This window comes from Flavobacterium sp. N502536, assembly GCF_025947345.1.
In the GTDB taxonomy this organism is placed as follows: domain Bacteria; phylum Bacteroidota; class Bacteroidia; order Flavobacteriales; family Flavobacteriaceae; genus Flavobacterium.
Genome location: NZ_CP110011.1, coordinates 1,778,082 through 1,797,930, shown reverse-complemented (window position 1 = coordinate 1,797,930; position 19,849 = coordinate 1,778,082). Strand labels below are relative to the sequence as shown.

General features: G+C 34.2%; 22 protein-coding genes. 4 read left to right on the top strand and 18 right to left on the bottom strand.

All coding sequences use genetic code 11. From position 1 onward, the window contains the following. Window positions 1-117: 117 nt before the first annotated feature. The 15 genes from dut to OLM61_RS07925 all read right to left on the bottom strand — a co-directional run bounded on the left by dut (window position 118) and on the right by OLM61_RS07925 (window position 14,298). The gene (gene dut, locus OLM61_RS07995; RefSeq protein ID WP_264525852.1) at window positions 118-552 is read right to left on the bottom strand and encodes a dUTP diphosphatase; all 435 of its coding nucleotides are present in this window, start codon (window positions 550-552) and stop codon (window positions 118-120) included. A 28-nt stretch (window positions 553-580) separates the two neighbouring features. Then, the gene (locus OLM61_RS07990) at window positions 581-2,041 is read right to left on the bottom strand and encodes a lipopolysaccharide biosynthesis protein (protein ID WP_264525851.1); all 1,461 of its coding nucleotides are present in this window, start codon (window positions 2,039-2,041) and stop codon (window positions 581-583) included. 94 nt (window positions 2,042-2,135) lie between these two features. Beyond that, entirely contained in the window at window positions 2,136-2,582 is a 447-nt protein-coding gene (locus tag OLM61_RS07985) for a GNAT family N-acetyltransferase (protein WP_264525850.1), read from the bottom strand. Between the two features lie 479 nt (window positions 2,583-3,061). Next, a complete protein-coding gene (atpG, locus tag OLM61_RS07980; RefSeq protein ID WP_264525849.1) occupies window positions 3,062-3,922 on the bottom strand; it encodes an ATP synthase F1 subunit gamma in 861 nt (286 codons plus the stop codon). Window positions 3,923-4,011: 89 nt separating this feature from the next. Next, window positions 4,012-5,589 carry a F0F1 ATP synthase subunit alpha gene (atpA, locus tag OLM61_RS07975; protein WP_213296122.1) on the bottom strand — a complete coding sequence of 526 codons (1,578 nt, stop codon included), beginning with the start codon at window positions 5,587-5,589 and terminating at the stop codon, window positions 4,012-4,014. 38 nt (window positions 5,590-5,627) lie between these two features. After that, window positions 5,628-6,161, bottom strand: a complete 534-nt coding sequence (atpH, locus tag OLM61_RS07970) for an ATP synthase F1 subunit delta (RefSeq protein WP_173968124.1) — start codon at window positions 6,159-6,161, stop codon at window positions 5,628-5,630. A 4-nt stretch (window positions 6,162-6,165) separates the two neighbouring features. Beyond that, window positions 6,166-6,666, bottom strand: a complete 501-nt coding sequence (locus OLM61_RS07965; protein ID WP_264525848.1) for a F0F1 ATP synthase subunit B — start codon at window positions 6,664-6,666, stop codon at window positions 6,166-6,168. An 89-nt stretch (window positions 6,667-6,755) separates the two neighbouring features. Then, window positions 6,756-6,956 carry an ATP synthase F0 subunit C gene (gene atpE, locus OLM61_RS07960; RefSeq protein WP_026727281.1) on the bottom strand — a complete coding sequence of 67 codons (201 nt, stop codon included), beginning with the start codon at window positions 6,954-6,956 and terminating at the stop codon, window positions 6,756-6,758. 33 nt (window positions 6,957-6,989) lie between these two features. Next, window positions 6,990-8,168 carry a F0F1 ATP synthase subunit A gene (atpB, locus tag OLM61_RS07955; protein WP_264525847.1) on the bottom strand — a complete coding sequence of 393 codons (1,179 nt, stop codon included), beginning with the start codon at window positions 8,166-8,168 and terminating at the stop codon, window positions 6,990-6,992. Window positions 8,169-8,286: 118 nt separating this feature from the next. Beyond that, entirely contained in the window at window positions 8,287-8,679 is a 393-nt protein-coding gene (locus OLM61_RS07950; protein ID WP_264525846.1) for a hypothetical protein, read from the bottom strand. 56 nt (window positions 8,680-8,735) lie between these two features. Then, window positions 8,736-8,963: an AtpZ/AtpI family protein gene (locus OLM61_RS07945; protein WP_264525845.1), complete on the bottom strand. Its 228-nt coding sequence runs from the start codon at window positions 8,961-8,963 to the stop codon at window positions 8,736-8,738. Next, the gene (locus OLM61_RS07940; protein ID WP_173968127.1) at window positions 8,911-9,339 is read right to left on the bottom strand and encodes a bactofilin family protein; all 429 of its coding nucleotides are present in this window, start codon (window positions 9,337-9,339) and stop codon (window positions 8,911-8,913) included. Before OLM61_RS07940 ends, OLM61_RS07945 begins: the two co-directional genes overlap by 53 nt. A gap of 2 nt (window positions 9,340-9,341) precedes the next feature. After that, window positions 9,342-11,954 carry a tetratricopeptide repeat protein gene (locus OLM61_RS07935; RefSeq protein ID WP_264525844.1) on the bottom strand — a complete coding sequence of 871 codons (2,613 nt, stop codon included), beginning with the start codon at window positions 11,952-11,954 and terminating at the stop codon, window positions 9,342-9,344. A gap of 88 nt (window positions 11,955-12,042) precedes the next feature. Then, window positions 12,043-12,738: an ABC transporter ATP-binding protein gene (locus tag OLM61_RS07930; protein WP_264525843.1), complete on the bottom strand. Its 696-nt coding sequence runs from the start codon at window positions 12,736-12,738 to the stop codon at window positions 12,043-12,045. A gap of 99 nt (window positions 12,739-12,837) precedes the next feature. Continuing rightward, a complete protein-coding gene (locus OLM61_RS07925; RefSeq protein ID WP_264525842.1) occupies window positions 12,838-14,298 on the bottom strand; it encodes a DUF5687 family protein in 1,461 nt (486 codons plus the stop codon). 127 nt (window positions 14,299-14,425) lie between these two features. Here OLM61_RS07925 and OLM61_RS07920 point away from each other — a divergent pair, with 127 nt between their 5' ends. The 3 genes from OLM61_RS07920 to OLM61_RS07910 all read left to right on the top strand — a co-directional run bounded on the left by OLM61_RS07920 (window position 14,426) and on the right by OLM61_RS07910 (window position 16,476). After that, entirely contained in the window at window positions 14,426-15,478 is a 1,053-nt protein-coding gene (locus tag OLM61_RS07920; RefSeq protein ID WP_264525841.1) for a ferredoxin--NADP reductase, read from the top strand. 126 nt (window positions 15,479-15,604) lie between these two features. Then, window positions 15,605-15,913, top strand: coding sequence for a hypothetical protein (locus tag OLM61_RS07915; RefSeq protein WP_264525840.1), 309 nt, complete (start codon window positions 15,605-15,607; stop codon window positions 15,911-15,913). Between the two features lie 149 nt (window positions 15,914-16,062). Continuing rightward, window positions 16,063-16,476, top strand: a complete 414-nt coding sequence (locus tag OLM61_RS07910; RefSeq protein ID WP_264525839.1) for a hypothetical protein — start codon at window positions 16,063-16,065, stop codon at window positions 16,474-16,476. On the opposite strand, the gene OLM61_RS07905 is transcribed toward OLM61_RS07910, so the two are convergent. Together OLM61_RS07905 and OLM61_RS07900 are read right to left on the bottom strand one after the other, a co-directional pair. Continuing rightward, on the bottom strand, window positions 16,465-17,472 hold the full coding sequence (locus tag OLM61_RS07905) for a glycosyltransferase family 9 protein (RefSeq protein WP_264525838.1): 1,008 nt from the start codon (window positions 17,470-17,472) through the stop codon (window positions 16,465-16,467). The two genes, OLM61_RS07910 and OLM61_RS07905, sit on opposite strands and share 12 nt — an antisense overlap. Before the next feature lie 40 nt (window positions 17,473-17,512). Next, on the bottom strand, window positions 17,513-18,118 hold the full coding sequence (locus OLM61_RS07900) for a DUF4254 domain-containing protein (protein ID WP_202700896.1): 606 nt from the start codon (window positions 18,116-18,118) through the stop codon (window positions 17,513-17,515). 111 nt (window positions 18,119-18,229) lie between these two features. Between OLM61_RS07900 and upp the strand changes: the two genes are divergently transcribed. Then, window positions 18,230-18,883: a uracil phosphoribosyltransferase gene (upp, locus tag OLM61_RS07895; RefSeq protein WP_264525837.1), complete on the top strand. Its 654-nt coding sequence runs from the start codon at window positions 18,230-18,232 to the stop codon at window positions 18,881-18,883. Here upp and OLM61_RS07890 read toward each other — a convergent pair. Beyond that, the gene (locus OLM61_RS07890) at window positions 18,878-19,807 is read right to left on the bottom strand and encodes a DUF6427 family protein (protein WP_264525836.1); all 930 of its coding nucleotides are present in this window, start codon (window positions 19,805-19,807) and stop codon (window positions 18,878-18,880) included. The genes upp and OLM61_RS07890 overlap by 6 nt on opposite strands. Window positions 19,808-19,849: the final 42 nt, after the last annotated feature.

Here is a 19,849-nt window from a genome sequence, read left to right as displayed (position 1 = left end):
TTTTATTTATTTTAATGGGAAGATTTAAAAAATCCTCTTCGTTTGGTTATTTATACTGTAATTTAAAATTCTTAATCGTAATGTATTAAAACTGATTACTGTGACTGCGACTGAAAACTATTTCACTCCCGTACTGCCAAATCCACCTTCTCCTCTTGAGGTTTCAGAAAGCTCTTTAACTTCAATCCACTCCGCTCTTTCATGCTTTGCGATTATAAGTTGTGCTATTCGCTCTCCATTTTCAATTACAAATTCTTCATTGGATAAATTTACTAAAATTACGCCTATTTCGCCTCTATAATCTGCATCAACGGTTCCCGGAGAGTTTAAAACGGTTACTCCTTTTTTCGCAGCCAATCCGCTTCTTGGTCGCACCTGTGCTTCATAGCCAATAGGCAACTCTATAAAAAGTCCGGTTTTTACAATGGTTCTTTCTAAAGGTTTTAACGTAATAACTTCCGTTAAATTGGCACGCAAATCCATTCCCGCCGAAGCGATCGTTTCGTAGTTGGGTAAAGCGTGCTGTGATTTATTGATAATTTGTATTTTCATTTTTATTATAAAAGATTAAAAAGTGCTGTTACTTTTTATTCATGATTCCTTTGATCGTTTGTTTTTCGTTATGATACACAAAATAGACAAAGCCTAAAAATAATGGGATTCCAACAAAATAATTTTCTCTAAATCCATAAAAAGAAATAGCCGAAAATACAATTGAAATTCCCAGATAAGCTCCAATTTTGTTCATATCATAAGGTATCGGATAGTATCTGTTTCCTAAAATATAAGAAATCAGCATCATACTTCCGTAAGCAGAAATGGTCGCAATTGCAGAACCGTAATAACTGTATTTTGGAATTAAAACATAATTTAAAACCAGTGTTACAATTGCTCCTACGATTGAGATATAAGCCCCTATTTGTGTTTTGTCTGTTAGTTTATACCAAACCGACAGGTTGTTGTAAATTCCCAAAAAGAAATTCGCCAGAATGATTAACGGCACTACTTTCATTGCTTCCCAATAGGATTTATTATCGAGTAATAAATATTTTAAAACATCGGCAAATACAATAACTCCCAATAAAATCAACGAACCCAGAATGACGAAATATTTAGTAATTACGGCATAGGTCTGAGGTGCGTTTTCGTTTTTTGCATGACTGAAAAAGAAAGGTTCTATACCTAATCTAAAAGCTGTTGCAAACAAAACCATAAACAATCCAAGTTTGTAACAGGCGGAATAAGCACCAACCTCCGATTTTGCAAGATTCTCCGGTAACAAATAGCCCAATAAAATTTTATCGAAATGTTCGTTAACCGCAAATGCAAGTCCTGCAACTAAAATAGGCAATCCGTATTTCATCATTTTTTTCCAAAGTACCGGATCAAATTTTCGTCCAAGCGAAAGATAGTTTGGTGAAAGCACAATAAAAGTGGCTAAACTTGCCATCAGATTTGCAATGAATATGTAGGCAATCTGGAAATTCTCAACATACAAATTATCCCAAACAGAATTCGGGTTTGATGCTGCCAGTTTAGGAAGATACATCAGGAAAAAAATGTTCAGCAATAAGTTGATTATTACATTACCAATTTTAATGGCCGCATAAACCATAGGCCGCTGATTGGCTCTTAATTTAGAAAAAGGAATTAAAACCAAAGCATCTAACACCAGGATCCACACGGTATAGGTGATGTACTGCACATCCACTTCGGCCAGAGTTGCCAGAGTATTTCTAAAAATTAAGGCGGCAAACAAGAAGATGATGGACGACCAAAATATCGAAATGGTTGACGTTGCTATTACATTTTTCTTATCTTCTTCGGCACTATAAAATCTAAAAAATGCTGTTTCCATTCCATAGGAAAGCACCACATTAAAGAAAACCATCCAAGACAAAACAATGGATACCTCACCGTATTCTGCAGTTGGTAAAATACCAGTATATAATCGCACTAATAGAAAACTTAGCATTCTCGGCAAAACCGTCGCTAGTCCGTAAATAGCAGTTTGTTTGAATAGATTTTTATATAATCCCAAAATATGTCTGTAATAAAATTTATAAAACAAAAATAACCAATTCTTTGGTTTATTATTGATTTTGTAGGTTCAATAAAAAAACTTGCCGGTTATTTTATTGGGTTAATTTTTTTTCGTCCAAAATTTTAACAAAGTGGAAACCTTTTGGTCCGTATCCTTGATTGTAATAGAAACGATGTGCAGCAAAATTTCCGGTAAAAGCATCCAAAACGATACTGCTGCAATCTAAATCTAAAGCTTTTTGTTCGATATAATCCGTTAGTAATTTGCCTATACCTTTTGATCTAACCTCAGGATTTACAACAAAATTGTCTATTTCGAGATATTTTCCTGTCCATAGTTTTGTACCCGACCAGCAACCGGTAATTCCCAAACAAACTCCATCTTCAAAAACTCCGATCTGGATGTAGTTATGAGGAATCATGTCTAAAAGATAGGCGGTGTACTTTTCAACGGTAAGCTTTGGATAAAGAAATCGCATGGTTTCAATTTGTCCCAGCATTTCTTCGACTGTAGTGAGTTCTTGTATTTGTAGTTTCATTGTTTAAAAAAAATAGATTTCAAAAATACTCAATTTTTTTCATTGCTCCTCACAAATTTGGGATGCAACTGCACCTGTAAAATGTATAAAAAAGTTTGAAAATTCTATAAATTTTCAAAGCCACTCCTATCTTAACTTTGTATCAAAGGGAATGAAAAGCTAGAATACAACCCTTCAAAAAAAGAAAAGCATTAGGACTAATATAGCTAGTTTGTTCCTATAAAAGACAAAGCACAGGGATTGATTCTGCTGAAATGTAACCCTTAAAAAAAACAGAGCACCGGGACTAATAAAGCTAGTTTGTTCCCATAAAAGACAAAGCTATAGGTGATTTTATAAAATGGTATTGATTCTCCTTTTTTGACTAAATTGAGAATCACCATTTTATAATAACGATGTAAAAAGAACGACCCCCTATATATAAAAAGAGCCGACATTGCTATGTCGGCTCTTTTGCTTTTTCTTATACTGAAATGTTCTTATCCGTTCAAAGCTTCCGCTCCACCAACGATCTCTAAGATTTCGTTTGTAATAGAAGCCTGACGTGCTTTGTTGTAAGTCAATTTCAATTGGTTTCTTAATTCAGTAGCGTTGTCAGTTGCTTTGTGCATTGCTGTCATACGTGCTCCGTGTTCTGAAGCAAATGAATCGCGGATTCCTTTATATAATTGTGTTTTTAATGATTTTGGAATCAAAGTCAACACGATTTCTTCTTTTGAAGGTTCGAAAATATAATCTCCTGTAGAAACTGCTGTATCAGATTTAATTGGCGCTAACGGTAAAAATTGTTCTGTTTGAACGATTTGTGTCGCAGCATTTTTAAACTGATTGTAGATCAATTCGATTCTGTCGTATTCTCCAGACAAGAATTTCTCCGTTAAATTATCAGCAATTCCGGCAACATTTTCAAAAGTTAAATGATCAAAAATTGCATTATGATGACCGTGTACCTTATGTGTTTTGCTTAAAACATCATTTCCTTTTTTACCAATAGCAAAAACGTCCACTTGTTTTCCGGCATAAAAATCGGTACGACTCTTAACCTCTTTAATTACGTTAGTATTAAATGCACCACATAAACCTCTGTTTGAAGTTATAGCTACAAGCAATACTTTTTTTACTTCACGTTGTGTAGTGTAATCACCTCCAACTTCACCATCAAGTGTAGCGGAAAGATTTTGCAACAACTCCGTTAATTTCTCGGCATAAGGGCGCATTGCAGTGATTGCATCTTGTGCTTTCTTAAGCTTTGCAGCAGAAACCATTTTCATAGCCGATGTAATTTGCATCGTCGATGAAACGGAAGTAATTCTATTACGGATTTCCTTTAAATTTGCCATCTATTAATTAGAAAATGCGACAATTTGAAAATTAGATAATTAAAAAATGCAGAAACATTCTCTAATTATCTAATTTACTAATTATCTAATTAGTTATATTTTGCTGAAATTTCTTTTGCTGCTTTTTCGATAACATCAGTAATGTTGTCATCTAACTTACCAGCTTTTAACGCGTTAAGCGTATCTTTATGTTTGCTGTTTAAGTAAGCTAAGAAATCAGCTTCAAATTCTTTTACTTTATTTACAGGTACGTTTCTTAGTAAGTTTTTAGAACCTGCATAGATAATAGCTACTTGATTTTCAACAGGATAAGGATCATTCAAACCTTGTTTCAAGATTTCAACGTTTCTTCTTCCTTTTTCAATTACGTTTAAAGTAACTGAATCTAAGTCAGAACCAAATTTAGCGAAAGCTTCCAATTCACGGAATTGAGCCTGGTCTAATTTTAAAGTTCCGGAAACTTTTTTCATTGATTTAATCTGAGCATTACCTCCAACACGAGATACAGAGATACCTACGTTGATCGCAGGACGAACTCCAGAGTTGAACAAATCTCCATCAAGGAAAATCTGACCATCTGTAATCGAAATTACGTTTGTTGGGATGTATGCAGAAACGTCACCAGCCTGAGTTTCGATAATTGGCAATGCAGTTAATGAACCACCACCTTTTACGATAGACTTGATAGAATCTGGTAAATCGTTCATGTTTTTAGCAATTCCATCATCAGCAATTACTTTACAAGCACGCTCTAATAAACGAGAGTGTAAGTAGAAAACGTCTCCAGGGTAAGCCTCACGTCCCGGTGGTCTTCTTAATAAAAGAGAAACCTCACGGTAAGCAACAGCTTGTTTAGATAAATCGTCATAAACAATTAAAGCCGGACGACCTGAATCTCTAAAATATTCTCCGATTGCTGCACCTGCGAAAGGAGCATAAACTTGCATTGGAGCTGGATCAGAAGCATTAGCTGCAACAATAACTGTATAAGCCATTGCACCTTTTTCTTCTAACATTTTAGCAATTCCTGCTACAGTTGAAGCTTTTTGCCCAATTGCAACATATATACAAAATACAGGTTTTCCTGCATCGTAAAATTCTTTTTGATTTAAGATTGTATCGATACAAACAGTTGATTTACCTGTTTGACGGTCACCAATTACAAGCTCACGTTGTCCACGACCAACCGGGATCATAGCATCAACTGCTTTTACTCCTGTTTGTAATGGCTCAGTTACCGGCTGACGGAAGATAACACCAGGTGCTTTTCTTTCTAAAGGCATTTCATATAAGTCTCCACCAATTGGTCCTTTTCCATCAATTGGAAAACCAAGAGTGTTTACTACACGTCCTACCATTTGCTCACCTACTTTAAGAGAAGCAATACGTTGCGTTCTTTTTGCTGTTGAACCTTCTTTGATTCCAGTTGATGGTCCTAAAAGTACCACACCAACATTGTCTTCTTCAAGGTTCAATACAATAGCTTCAAGTCCGTTGTCAAATTCAACTAACTCACCATATTGTACATTCGATAGCCCGTAAATACGAGCAATACCGTCTCCAACTTGAAGTACTGTTCCTACTTCCTCTAGCGTAGCACCAGATTCAAAACCTTCTACTTGCTTTCTTAATATTGCTGAAATTTCAGCAGGTTTGATTTCCGCCATCTTAATTTATAATTTAGACACTTTTATGTGTAATAAAACTAATTACTTAACTCTCTTTTTAATACCTGCAATCTGTTTGCAACAGAAGCATTGTATTGTTGATCACCTATTCTTAAAATAAATCCTCCAATGATGGATGGATCTACTGTATTTTCAATTGTTATTTTTTTATCTGATAAAGTAGCAACTTTTGCCAAAACTTTAGCTTCTAAAGCCGCGTCCATTGGAATTGCTGTTGTAACTTTTGCTACTTCAACACCGTTACCTTCGTCAAATATTTTTTTGTATTCTAAAGCAATAGCTTCCAGAATTTCAAATCTTTTGTTTTCAAACAATAAATGAAATAACCCTTTAGTTACACCATTTACATCTGCGAAAACTTCCAGAAGAGCACTTTCTTTCACTTCAACTTTTGTAGTTGGGTTTTGAATAAAGGTACTCAATTCTAAATTACTCTCAATTGCTGTTGCAATTGACTTCATATCGTTATTGACAGCTTCGGCAACACCTTTAGAGTTTGCTAAGTCCAGAATTGCTTTTGCATAACGAATTGCTGCTCTTGTACTTGCCATAATCTTAGTTTAGCTTTACGTCACCTAACATTTTCTCTACTAATTTAGTTTGAGATTCTTTGTTAGATAATTCATCTTTCAATAATTTTTCAGCGATGCTTAATGATAAAGTTGAAACTTGTAATTTCAATTCAGCCATAGCAGCATTCTTTTCACTTTCGATAGCAGCTTTAGCTTGCTCGATCATTTTTTGACCAGCTTCCTGTGCTTCGTTTTTAGAATCAGCAATCATTTTCTCTTTCATTTCACGAGCTTCTTTTAGCATCGCGTCACGCTCTGAACGAGCTTCATTCAAAATTCTTTGATTGTCAGCTTGTAAGTTTTCCATTTCTCTCTTTGCATTTTCTGCAGAAAGTAATGCATTTTTAATACCTTCTTCTCTTGCTGTAATAGATTCCATAATTGGTTTCCAGGCAAACTTTACTAAAAGTAAAATCAAAACCAACAAGATTAGCGCTTGCCAAAAGAATAAACCGAATGAAAAATCGTTAATTAACTTATCCATTTTATAACTATATTAAATATTTAATTTCTTTTTTTAAAAGTAACAACACCTTTAACCAACCGTTAAAGATGTTGTTAGTTTTTTCTTTATTAGTTTTTTCCTAAGATCAAAGCAGCAAATGCTAAACCTTCTAATAAAGCCGCGATAATAATCATCGCAGTTTGAATTTTACCAGCAGCTTCTGGCTGACGAGCAATAGCGTCCATAGCAGATCCACCGATTTTACCTAGACCTAAACCAGCACCGATTACTACTAAACCTGCACCTACTAAAGTTGGAATTGTTCCCATAAGTATTTATATATATAAAATTAAACTTCTAAATTAAATAATAACATTGTCTTCGTGACCGTGACCGTGGTCATGATCGTGGTCAGCAACTGCCATACCAATAAACAATGAAGATAACATTGTGAAAATGAATGCCTGTAAAAATGCAACTAAAATTTCGATTACCGAAATAAATAAGGTTAACCCTAGAGAGATTGGTAAATCTGCTGCTAAATTTTTACCTACGAAAATCATAGCGATCAAACTCATAATTACTACGTGACCTGCCGTAATATTTGCATACAAACGAATTAATAATGCGAATGGTTTTGTCAATGTTCCTAAGACTTCAATTGGAGCTAAAATAATTTTCATCGGAACAGGAACTCCTGGCATCCAGAAAATGTGTCCCCAATAATCTTTGTTTGCACTAAACTGAGTAATGATAAAAGTAAACGCAGCTAAACAAACTGTGATTGCAATATTTCCTGTAACGTTAATTCCAAGTGGAGTCATACCTAATAAGTTTAACAACCACACAAAGAAAAATACAGTTAACAGGTAACCCATAAATTTTCTATATTTTTTCTCTCCAATATTTGGAACTGCGATCTCATCTCTGATGAAAATAATAAGCGGTTCTAATACTCTACCAAATCCAGTTGGGATTGGTCCTTTTTTGTATGATTTTGCTAATCCGGTAAACATTAAAAATAATAGTACCGAAACAAAAAGCATTGACACTACATTTTTAGTAATAGAAAAATCTAATGGCTTTTCGTTTTCCGGATGTCCGTGATGATCTAAATTAATCGTTCCGGCAGCATCTGTTTTGTAAATTTTACCGTGAACCAATTTGTAAAAGTTTCCGTCAACTTCAGCAACAGCTTCACCGTGGTGTAATTTTGAAGAAGAGAAAATTTTCAAACCTCCGTCAAAAAGAATTACTGGTAATGGAAAACCATATTGTTTATTTTCTTTTTCATCTGAAAAGAAAACAAAATCATGAGAATCTTGTAAGTGATGATCAATAAAAGCGTCCACTTTTGCTTTTGGATCTAGAGCTGCGTGCTCACCTTCCGAAGGTGCGTTGTGTGAAATTACTTTTTCTTCATGAGCGGCCTCAGTATGTACATGCGTTGAGTCATTCTCTGAATTTGCAAAACCCATTACTGGAGAACAAGCTACTAAAGCTGCAAGAATAAATTTGAGCGGTTTGTTTGAAATCACCATATCTGTTAAAAATCTTATTTTTTACGTTTCTAAAATTTGGTGCAAAGGTACATTTTTTATTAATATTCAAAAGGATATGAAAAATTATTTTTGAACGTTGTTTTACAGAATCCCTATTTTAACGCTTTTCATTTAATAATCGGACAGTTAAAAGCGTCTCAAATAACAAAAACAAAATAAATGTTATAAAAAAATTGATTTTTTCAACCATCACCTCACCGCTTTTGTTTTCCAAAATAGGCCTTAAAATTAGATATCCTACTAACATCTGTGTAAAGGTTCCGAACAGGAAAGCCATACCAATAACTTCAAAGTTCTTTTTCTTTACTATTAATAATATAAGGTATAAAAGCGCAGATAGCCCGAAAAAAATCAAATACAAAAATTCTATACGGTAATAAAAATTTTGGGCATTAATGTCTAAAACTAAAAATAATGCTTTGTGCACTACATAAGCGGCCAATGCAAAGAAGAATAAATATAAAATGGGTTTGTAGCTTTTTACTAACATTTGAAATAATTTTCTGCAAAGATGCACTATTTATTTAAAGCTGCTAAATAGATCAATTACTTTGTTTTATTGATTTCATTAACCTGGCGAATAACATTATATAGTGCTAATCCGACCCCAATCATTACAAAAATGGTGTTGTAAGATAGTTTTGGGCTCGGATGATTTTCATCCAGCCATGTACCAAAATAGGAAAATAAAAAAATTATAATTCCCATTTGAACGGGAATGTTAATAAGTGGAAGCCACTTGTTCCTTTTGTTTTTGTTCGGTTCCTTTTCCATCTTTTAGGGTTACTTCTTTAGTATGAGTTAACATGGTACAGGTAGCGGTAAAATTCGCGCCTGGTTCTATAGACAGTTTTCCGATGGCAACTTCTCCATGAATCTGTGCCGTTGCTTTTATATTAAGGACTTCTAAAACTTTAATTTTTCCCTGAAATACGCCTTCAATATCGGCATTATTGCAAACAATTTCGCCTTTTACAATACCGGAGGCTCCTATAACCAATTTGCCTTGCGAAGTAAAATTTCCTATCAATTCACCATCTAGTCTAAAATCGTCTTTAGAAACGATATCTCCAACAATAGAGGTTCCTTCAACTATTCGGTTTGTTTTTCCTAAAAGTTCTGTTCCGTTTTTTTTTACTTTGTCAAACATGATTATGGGGTTTTTGGGGCTAAGTAGGTTTCGAGATTTTTTTTAATTTGAACCAATTTGTAATTATCACTCGAGATAATAATTGCCGGATTTGATATTTTATACTTTTTATCATCTCTAAAAACTCCTGAAATATCTTTGGCGTAAGCCTCTGATTTTAAACCATGAATAACCACAAAACTTTCGGTTCTGTTGTATTTATCAAAAGAAGTTGTTAACCTCTCATAGTTTTCAACTAACAAAAATACTCTAATTGCTTCTTCAATCTTTTTACGGGTTACAGAATCATTATTAGGAATTACATATAAAATCTTCCAGTTTTTACTATCCACCGAAGTAAAATCCATTTTTTCTAAGCCCGGTATTTGCTTTTCTAAAATCTCACGCGCATTTTTACCTTCATCACTGTTCGGATAGTTATCGGCAACGGATTCTAAACCTTTTTTATAAGCAGCCAAACCATTTACTTTACCTAAAGTATTGGCTTTTAACAATTCATATTTAGAAACAATTTCATCCCCCGAATATTGATTAATCAGGTTGTCAATGTTATCTAAGACGGTATCAAACTGTTCTTCCTCATACAATTTGTACCATTTTTGGTATTCTTTATCAGGTGAGGCTAAATCTCCTGCATTCGTATTGTTTAAGATTTGTGCGTATCGCGAACTTGGGTAGTTGGTTATGATATCCGATTTTATACTCTCTGCTCGTGCAGGATTGGTAATTTGATATATTTTATACAAATTATACATCGCCGGCAAAACCAATTTTTCTTCCGGTTTGTTTTTTAGCAATTGTTCAAGTTTATTGCTTGCCAGATCATATTCCTTAAACTTCTCTTTGTAGATTAGTCCCAATTGGTAATACGCAAAATTACGCTCTACACCAATGCTGTCAATTGCAGCCTGTGTTTGAGGAAGTTTTTTTTCGTAAAAATCAGTAGTATACTTTTCAATAACAATGGTGTCTTTCAGTTTGTTTGCATCGTTATTATTTAAAGTATCATTTAAGGCTGCAGTATTTGCTGATTTCACAGCTGACAGTCTCCAGTTTCCTTCTAAAACTCTGTTACCCCATACTTTCTTGAATTGCAATTTTCCGTAAGCCACTGTCGTAGGATTGTAAAAATAAAAAGTACTTGTACTTGCCGTTTCGTTTCCTGATGGCGGATTAAACGCCCCTATTCCAGGATTGGTCCCTCCTACTGCTTGCGGATTTACAGCGGTTGGTCCTCCATCAGCCTTTGTGTTGCGATCAATATTGGCTAGTTTTTCCTTTTCTTTTTCTTCTAAGATTCGTTTCGCCTCATCTTTTTCTTTAAGTGCTGCGATATAATCGTTAAAATAACTTTTTCTGTTGGCCGGAGACAAACCGTAAACTTTAATAATACTGTCGTTGCGTTTTGCAATCGCTTCGTATTTAATTACGTTGTCCAGATTTTTTCTGTTTTTTTGAATAAACGCAAATTCTCTGGTTTTAGGATCTAGTTTTACTAATGTACTGTCGTAGTATTTAGCAGCCACCGAATAGTTGGTATTCTTAAAATACATATTCCCAATATTCCTGTAGGTCGAAGCAGTCAAATAAGGGTCTTTTGATTTTCTTCCCAGTGACTTATTATAGAAAAATAAGGCATCCTGCTGCTCATCATTTTTATCAAAAAAGACTCCCATTTCATAAAATAACACATCAAGATAGGGTCTGTTTTCGCGATCTGCCAGTAACTTATTGTACATTTCTATAAACAAATCCTGATCTCCGTTTTTATAATCAAACAGCTGAGCCTTTTTGGCATAGGCGTGCATCATGTATTTTCGATCGGCTTTTCGATTCATATCGATCACACCGTCATAATAATAAAAGGCACTGTCTCTTACTCCGGCTTCCTGATACATCTGCCCTAAGATAAAACGGTACCGTGCGCGGTCTTCATTTATCTTGGTAAATTTCTCGGCAATTTTAAGTTTGGCAACTGCACTGTCTTTTTCTTCTAAATTTAAATAGGCTTCGGCCAATAAAGCATTTGCATCCGAAAAAGTCTGTTTGTTCAGATCTGTATTTTTTAATAACAGGTTGATGTTTTTTACTACAATAGCATCATTGCCTAAGCGCATATTCGTTTTCTCACGCCAGATTTTTGCCGTATAAATATTACTGCTGTTGGGGTATTTGTACAAAATATAGTTGAATGCCTCCAAAGCCGGAATAAACCGCTGATCGTAGTATCTTGCCTTTCCAAGCATCAGATAGGCTTCGTCAATTTGTGAATTTCGCTCTCTTCCTCCAATATTCATAGAGTGCTTCTGAATGGCTTTTGTGGCCTTGGTCTCGGCTTTTTCAAAATCTGCATTCTTCGCTTTTTCTGCTTCCGAAAAATTCTCATCGATCTGCATTTTTTCGATCGGAAGCATTTTCCAGAAATTATCCTGATTGTTGGCCTGAATGGCCTTTAATCCCTTGTCAAGACCAATTCCTCCATTATACAAAATGTTATACTTTGTACTAAGCGCGTGGGAATTTCTGGCCAAAAAAGTATTTTTCTTGGTAGAACAGGCTATCAAAAAGAATAAAAAAACGACGAAAAAACTATATTTAAGAGTATTCTTTTTCAATAGAAAAGAGTTTATATCAATTAACTTCTAAAAAGGATTTTTAGTATATTGACTTGTAAAAATACGCTTCTTTTTGAAATATAGAAACTTATACAGCAAAAAACGATTCGAGTTCTTGTAAGGTTTCTTCTGAAGTCTGAATATCCTTCACCACTTCACCTTTATTTAAGGCTACAATTCGATCACAAACCTCTACTGTATGCTGCAAATCATGGCTGGAAACCAGCACGGTAACATTTGGATTATCGGCCAGATCTTTAATGATCTTTTTTAATCGGCTCACGGTTGTCGGATCTAAATTTGCAAAAGGCTCATCCAGAATAACAACTTCAGGATTTCCAATAAGTGTTGCAATAATACCCACTTTCTTCTGGTTTCCCTTCGATAAATCTCTCAGGTATTTTTTGTTGTTCAGAATTTCTCCGTTAAAAAACTCTTCGTGCTCCAACAGCAAAGCATCAATATCCGCTTTATTCTGATGGCGTAAATCTCCAATAAAATAAAAGTATTCTTCAGGAGTCAAATACCCAATCAGGAAACTTTCGTCTAAAAAAGATCCTGTAAAAGATTTCCAGTTTTCGTTTGTATTTACCTGAATATCATTGTTTTTTATATTCCCTGTTGAAGGCTGAATCAGATCCAGTAATAAACTGAAAAAAGTAGTTTTTCCTGCTCCGTTGTTTCCCACTAAGCCAAAGCTCTGTCCTTTTGGAATTTCAAGGTTGTTAATATTTAAAACCGTTGTTCCGTTATATTTTTTTGAAAGTTGATTTACTTGTATCATTTTTAATAGTTTAATTGTTGATTGGTTTAATCGTTAATTCAATTGATTTTCAATTATATGCGATCAATTCTCTAATTGGCACATTTTCAAATTAACATATTAGTTTTTTTGTTTATAAGCGCTTATTGTGCTGTACTTCTCTACTTTATATCTTTTTTCGATTAGGGAAAAAACCTTGTCTTTAAAAACAAAGCCTAAAACTCCGGCACCTGCTACAAGTGCTAATCCGATGGTTTTGTTTCCTAAATAAAGTCCGATTGCATATAGTCCTAAAGGCAATAATATCTTCGGTAACGTTAACAGCATGGCATTAACATTAAATGCTTTTTTATCTCCAAAAGCACCTCCTGCCGAACTTAAATCGATTGGTGTTTTTGTGAAAGCACCGCCTAAAAGTACCAGATGTGAATTGACTCCTATGTTATAAACAGCCCCAACAACAACGGTTAAATAAATTTCCCATCCAAAGAAAAGGTAGAAAGAAGAAAGTATGGTCGATATAAAAGTGGCAATTACAATCAGCCACCATTTTGAAGTGATGTATCCGCGATACGGAATGTTTTGGGTCATCATTAGTTGGTAATACGAACTGTCCCAGCTAGGTACAAACTGACCAAAGACAAACAAAAATCCGCCTGAAACAAATATTCCGGCAAAAATATTCATCACTTCCGGCTGCTGTGTGTTTCCGAAAAAGATTAATCCGTAGAACAAAAAGAAAAAACTCATTAGTATGGTCGTTTTTGATCTTTTATTTCTCTTAATCAATTTGATATCGTTTTTAAGAAACGTTCCTAAAGTTCCAAACTGATTCAGCCAGGAAAGATTCTCCGTTTTCGCGATGTCTTCTTTTTTAGAAAGTCCGGCATCTAAAAACAAATTATTCTTGAAGTATTTGAATGTGAACAGATAAAGCCCTACTAAGATTAAGACTGGAATCAAAAACAATCCTTTCATCGCATAAAATCCCTGGAAAACCGGCGTTGTAAAGCTGGTAATATCAAAGAGTTTATAATACTGCGCTGTTGCTAAAACAATAATTGCTCCGACAAAAACAACGAACAACTTATCAATATTACTTAAAACAATATTCAAAAAATTGTTGATATAGATTAAGGAGAACGCTGCCAAAAACCAAAAGACAACCCCCAAAGGATCGTAACCTTCCAGAACTAGCACAATTGAAAAAGGAATAAAAAAGAGCGCGTGAACCCAGTTAAAAAAAGACAAAGCTGTTTTGCCCAATGAAAAATGAACGATGGTTGGTTTTTTGAAGGGTAAAATCAACAAAGGTTTGATGTTCAGCACCGGGATTGCCTGCATCAATAAACGAATGACAAGGTCGAAAAGAAAATAATAAATCAAAAATTGATTGACCGTTACTAATGGCTCCAGTTTCATTTTTTTCAGTATATAAAATGCTCCTACTCCTGCTCCAACAAAAAGCAAGGAAAAGTAGACCATTAAAAACCCTATTAAAACTTTCATCACGACACTTGTGCCAAATGATGCAGACCTAACAAAGGCTTTCCATTCCAGATAAATAAACTTTTTAATCATGGTTATTTGTTTTGAATTTCTTAGTATGTGATCAAATGTAAGAAAACGTTACAAAAAAAGTTAAAAATAATAACTTAGTGCCTGTGAATTAACCGTCGTTTGCTACTTTTGCATAAAAAATACAACCATGCCTTCATTCTTAAAACTAATAATTAAAGAGGTAAAGCGCGAAACTGCCGATGCTGTTTCTGTTCTTTTTAATGTTCCCGAAGAACTAAAACCCGACTATAAATTTATAGCGGGACAATACATAAATTTAAAATTAACTCTTGACAATCAAGAGATTCGTCGTGCTTACTCGATTTGCTCTGCACCGGAAAGCGGTGAATTACGCATTGCTGTAAAAGCAGTAAAAAATGGTTTGTTTTCTCAGTTTGCCAATACGAGACTTAAGGCAGGAGATGTTCTTGAAGTAGGTCATCCGGAAGGAAAATTTACTTTTGAACCGGATGCTGAAAGACAAAAAAACTATGCAGCTTTTGTAGCAGGAAGCGGAATTACTCCTGTTCTTTCTATTATAAAATCGGTTTTAAAAAGTGAACCAAAAAGTTCATTTGTATTGGTTTACGGAAATAAAACTCCAGACGAAACTATTTTTTATCAGGAATTACACGATTTGCAATTGCAATATGTAGGTCGCTTTTTTGTGCATTATGTTTACAGTCAGGCCAAAGCCGAAAATGCTTTGTTTGGCAGAATCGACAAATCGGCGGTAAATTTTGTTCTGAACAACAAACACAAAGAACTGCAATTTGATAAATTTTTCCTTTGCGGTCCGGAAGAAATGATTGATACGGTTTCGGGAATTCTGAAAGAGAAAAATGTAAAAGAATCGGCTATTAAGTTTGAGCTTTTTACTTCTTCAACGCAGGAAAATAAAATAAATACCTCATTAGAAGGACATACTAAAATTACGGTTTTGGTAGATGATGACGAAGTTTCATTCGAAATGTCTCAAAAACAAACGATCCTTGACGCAGCTTTAAAACAAGGAATTGACGCTCCATACTCTTGTCAGGGTGGAATTTGCAGCAGCTGTCTGGCTCGCGTAACTTCAGGAAGTGCTGAAATGACTAAAAACTCGATTTTAACCGATAAGGAAATTGCTTCAGGTTTAATTTTAACCTGTCAGGCGCATCCAACTTCAGAGTCTATTTATGTAGATTATGATGATGTTTAGTCGTTAAAATGTCAAAATATTCAAATTCCAAATTCCAAACTTACAATTGGGATTTGGAATTTTTTTTGTTTTATAATTATTAGCAATCTTTGTAAAATTGGAATTTGAGACTTAAAAAATTACGTTATGAAATCGGTACAGGAAATTTTTAAAAATAAAGAATATCTTTTAGAGGAACCTGAGGTTGAGAAACTTGTGGAATATTGTGAAGAACTTCAGGATGAACTTGTAGAATTTAAATTTCAGAAAACAAACAACAAAGAACTCGCCATGCTGGATATGCTCAAAGAAGTTATAAAAGGCTGCGATGCTATCGAAAAAGAACAAATGGAACACGAACGGTTTGGTTATGAAGCACCAAATTATCAAGCCACGATTTCGAATCTAAAAAGTTATATTTATGGCAGATGCCGGGATGAGAAGATTTGGCTATAATTGCAATTACAATAAAGCTGATTTTTTTCTAAAATATTGCTAAATTTTCATTACATTAGGAGTAAAATTAAAGTAATCGCAATCTCCTATTCTTCCGGAGATTTGTAGAGCTAAATCGAATTTGTCAACACGTTTAAATATTAAATATCATGACAATACATCACATCCTTCGTTTATCATTTATAGCACTTTTTGTAATTACAGCTCTTTTTTGTATCTACTTTATCATTAAAAAACAACAAAATAAAAAAGGTCCCAAATTACTTAGCAAAGAGAAATATAGTGCCACAATGATTGGTAAAATGACCGAAATAACGGCTTCTGATAAGAATACTTTTAATATCTGGCCTTATATCAGCAAATTAAAAGCTGCCAAAATATTATCGAGCAAAGTTAAAGAATCTCAACTGGTGCATAAAATATACAGAAATTCAACAGAAGATTTTGAGCACATTTTGCTCTCTACAGAAAAAGAAAATCATTTTGTTGTAATTGTTGCCAATAAAAACAAAAAGAAAACCATTGGATATTTTCTCTATGATTTAAATGGATTATATGCTTAACTGAATCTTCTCTACTATATCTTTTGGAGAAATCGACCTCATAGCGTCTTCATAACCTTCAACGATTTTATTTCCATAAACCGATGTGGGCAATTTTGGATATTGATTTCGGTCTGAAGTCAAAGCATTTTCCAGAGTTTGTCCGAACGGTAAAAAACCTGCATATGGATGTGTAGCACCCCAAAGTGTAATGACTTTTACTCCCAGCATTGCAGCGATATGGGCGTTTCCGGAATCCATAGAAAGCATGACGTCCAGATTACTGATAAGCTGTAATTCCTGCTGAAATTTAATTTTTCCAGCCATATTAATTACATTTTCAAATGGTTCTGAAAGCGAATCCAGAATTTCAATTTCTTTCTTTCCTCCTCCAAAAAGTAAAATTTTATACGCTTTGTTTTCAGCCAGTTTAGCAATAACTTCCTGCATCAGATCTTGCGGATAAACTTTAGAATCGTATTGGGCAAAAGGTGCAATCCCAATTAATTTTTGGTTTTGGTTGCCAATGATTTCTACAATATCTGAACTTAATTCTGCCTTTGCGGGATATTCCGGATTGGATAAATCTAAAGAAAAACCAAGTTTTTCAAACACTTTTGCGTGTCTTTCGAACATGGTTGGCAATTGCTTAAAAAATTTATTCTCGGCGCGCGTTAATTCTTTTTTACCATCACGGCCTTTATCAACTGTAGCTCTTTTTTTTCCGCTTAAAGCAAAAAGAAGACTTACAATTTTAGATCTCAGAACGTTATGAAGATCTGCAAAAGCATCAATTTTAAGTTTTTTTACATCGGCGTACAATGTTAAAAGTCCTGCAAATCCTTTGTGACGTTCTTTTTCATCAAAAGCAAAAAACTCAAGATTTGGGATTCCATCAAAAAATGGTTTAAAAAACGGACGCGATATTACGGTGATTTTAACCGTTGGATACTGTTTTACAAAAGCGCGTAAAACAGGAACCGTCATGGCGACATCTCCCATTGCGGATAGTCTCATGACGGCTATATGCTTTATTCTATTGGACAACTCTGCCAAATTATTTTTTGTTTTGGTATAAAACTGGATTCAATTCATCGTCATTGTACATTTTCATTTGTTTGTACACTTTCATGAATTTATCTCCATTTTCGATGTCAGTCAATAGATCATCAATTGCAGTTGATAAATCACTTCTTTGCTCTAAAAGCACGTTTAATTTCTCCTGACATTTATCTCTATGTTCTTGTGAAGCTTCAGCACGAGTGGCTTCTTCATGCATGTGATAAATTTTTAAAGCTAAAATAGACAATCTATCAAAAGCCCATGCCGGACTTTCAGAATTGATTTTTGCACCATCTTTTACTTTTACATCACTGTATTTTTGCAAAAAGTAGCTGTCAATGTATTCAACCATATCTGTACGCTCCTGGTTTGAAGCATCGATTCTTCTTTTTAACGTCAACGCTGCTACCGGATCAATTTGCGGATCACGAATAATATCCTCAAAATGCCATTGAACGGTGTCAATCCAGTTTTTTAAATACAATAAATGCTCAAACTTATCCTTTGGGTAAGGATTGTTTATAGGTTGATCAACATTATCAAATTGGTGATAATCTTTGATGCTTTGTTCGAAAACAGAATATGCTAATTTTGAAAACATGTCTTTATTTATTAGAGTCACAAAGATACTTTTTATACTTTTATGGTGTGAAGAAAACGATTAATTTTTCGTTATTGCACTACAATATATCCATAATTCTAAAATTTCCTTATGAAAATCCATTATATCTCCAAAAACAACAGTGTCTTAAATCATTTTTTAGGCCAAATCAGAAATGTAAATGTTCAAAACGACAGTATGCGTTTTCGAAGAAATATTGAAAGAATTGGCGAAATTATGGCTTATGAACTGAGCAAGGATCTGGCATATAAAAATGTCGAAATTCAAACTCCTCTAGGCATTAAAGAAACAACCGAGATAGAAAGTGATTTGGTTTTATGTTCCATTCTAAGAGCTGGTTTACCGTTGCATAATGGTTTTTTAAATTACTTTGATCATGCCGAAAACAGCTTTGTTTCGGCTTGCAGGTATCATCCAAATAACGATGCCGAATTTGAAATCCGGGTTGAATATCAAGCGGTTTCAAACATAAACGATAAAACGGTTTTACTTCTCGATCCAATGCTGGCAACAGGTCAGTCTATTGTTGCGGTTCACGAAAAACTAATTCAAAACGCAACTCCAAAAGAGATTCATATTGTAGTGGTTATCGCAGCGCCAGAGGGTGTTGCTTTTCTTGAGCAAAATCTTCCTGAAAACTGTCATTTATGGGTAGCTGCTTTAGACGAAAAGCTAAACGAGAAGAACTACATTGTTCCGGGTCTTGGTGATGCAGGCGATCTTGCTTACGGAAGTAAATTATAACTGTGAGAAAAACGTAAATAAACTGCACAAAATCAACACGTAAAAAACAATTTCGTTATTCAGTTTTTGTTGCATATACTCTACATGGCTTGCTGCCATGATCGTCAAAGGAGCAATGCTAAAAAAGAGTAAATCGTTGCTTTTATCTGTTGAAAGAATGTACACAAAGGCCGCAATAAAAAAACATGCCACTACTTTTTTGTATGAAGAATGTACTATTTGCGGTCGATTAGACAATGTCATCAGCATCGAAACCACAAAAAATAAAGCTACAGCCACATAAATTGAAAGTGCTCCGTTTTCGTAATTGCTCTTAAAATAATCAATGTTAAAATCGATTACAGCACGTTTCTGAAAAAATTCAGTTATATCAATATGGAAGATTAAAGAGATCAATAAAAAGATAATCGATACCGCCACAAGCGCTATAAATGGTAAAATCCAGTTTCTATAATCTCTCGAAACATGAAAAACTATGGAGATAAAAACTAAAATCAGGAAGAGAATACACCAAAATTGAAATAAAGAGGCTATTAAAATCCAAAATGAAGCATCGAATATTTTTTCTTTTGAAGCTTTCAAAGATTGCAGCGAAATTAATCTTCGAAGTGCCAGGAGTACAAAAAAGTTGGCATATATTACATTGGCATTGTTAAATATTGTGGGGAAAAACAACAGAAACAATAAGTAAAAAAGTATCGCGTATCCATTGTCTTTACTGAGTCCGTTCTTTTTTACGATAAAATTAATCAGGAAAAAAGAGGCCAAAATAAAGCACAACAAACTCACTTTTTGGAACGCCAAAAAATAAGAACTCATCCATGATGGTTCCTGAATTTGAAAAAGAAAAAAGAAAACCAGTATCAAAATTACGACCAATGAATAATTTAATGGCGTAGATTTTTTAAAAACACTTGTTATCATAAGGATATTTTATACTTTTGTGATTGTAAATATAATACTTGT

Excerpts from the sequence above, each read along its gene's own strand:
- dut (WP_264525852.1), bottom strand. The coding sequence starts at position 552 with ATGAAAATACAAATTATCAATAAATCACAGCACGCTTTACCCAACTAC.
- atpA (WP_213296122.1), bottom strand. The coding sequence starts at position 5,589 with ATGGCGGAAATCAAACCTGCTGAAATTTCAGCAATATTAAGAAAGCAA.
- OLM61_RS07925 (WP_264525842.1), bottom strand. The coding sequence starts at position 14,298 with ATGATTAAAAAGTTTATTTATCTGGAATGGAAAGCCTTTGTTAGGTCT.
- OLM61_RS07965 (WP_264525848.1), bottom strand. The coding sequence starts at position 6,666 with ATGGATAAGTTAATTAACGATTTTTCATTCGGTTTATTCTTTTGGCAA.
- OLM61_RS07920 (WP_264525841.1), top strand. The coding sequence starts at position 14,426 with ATGCCTTCATTCTTAAAACTAATAATTAAAGAGGTAAAGCGCGAAACT.
- upp (WP_264525837.1), top strand. The coding sequence starts at position 18,230 with ATGAAAATCCATTATATCTCCAAAAACAACAGTGTCTTAAATCATTTT.
- OLM61_RS07930 (WP_264525843.1), bottom strand. The coding sequence starts at position 12,738 with ATGATACAAGTAAATCAACTTTCAAAAAAATATAACGGAACAACGGTT.
- atpH (WP_173968124.1), bottom strand. The coding sequence starts at position 6,161 with ATGGCAAGTACAAGAGCAGCAATTCGTTATGCAAAAGCAATTCTGGAC.
- OLM61_RS07905 (WP_264525838.1), bottom strand. The coding sequence starts at position 17,472 with ATGAGACTATCCGCAATGGGAGATGTCGCCATGACGGTTCCTGTTTTA.
- OLM61_RS07915 (WP_264525840.1), top strand. The coding sequence starts at position 15,605 with ATGAAATCGGTACAGGAAATTTTTAAAAATAAAGAATATCTTTTAGAG.
- atpE (WP_026727281.1), bottom strand. The coding sequence starts at position 6,956 with ATGGGAACAATTCCAACTTTAGTAGGTGCAGGTTTAGTAGTAATCGGT.
- atpB (WP_264525847.1), bottom strand. The coding sequence starts at position 8,168 with ATGGTGATTTCAAACAAACCGCTCAAATTTATTCTTGCAGCTTTAGTA.
- OLM61_RS07890 (WP_264525836.1), bottom strand. The coding sequence starts at position 19,807 with ATGATAACAAGTGTTTTTAAAAAATCTACGCCATTAAATTATTCATTG.
- atpG (WP_264525849.1), bottom strand. The coding sequence starts at position 3,922 with ATGGCAAATTTAAAGGAAATCCGTAATAGAATTACTTCCGTTTCATCG.
- OLM61_RS07985 (WP_264525850.1), bottom strand. The coding sequence starts at position 2,582 with ATGAAACTACAAATACAAGAACTCACTACAGTCGAAGAAATGCTGGGA.
- OLM61_RS07950 (WP_264525846.1), bottom strand. The coding sequence starts at position 8,679 with ATGTTAGTAAAAAGCTACAAACCCATTTTATATTTATTCTTCTTTGCA.
- OLM61_RS07940 (WP_173968127.1), bottom strand. The coding sequence starts at position 9,339 with ATGTTTGACAAAGTAAAAAAAAACGGAACAGAACTTTTAGGAAAAACA.
- OLM61_RS07900 (WP_202700896.1), bottom strand. The coding sequence starts at position 18,118 with ATGTTTTCAAAATTAGCATATTCTGTTTTCGAACAAAGCATCAAAGAT.
- OLM61_RS07945 (WP_264525845.1), bottom strand. The coding sequence starts at position 8,963 with ATGGAAAAGGAACCGAACAAAAACAAAAGGAACAAGTGGCTTCCACTT.
- OLM61_RS07910 (WP_264525839.1), top strand. The coding sequence starts at position 16,063 with ATGACAATACATCACATCCTTCGTTTATCATTTATAGCACTTTTTGTA.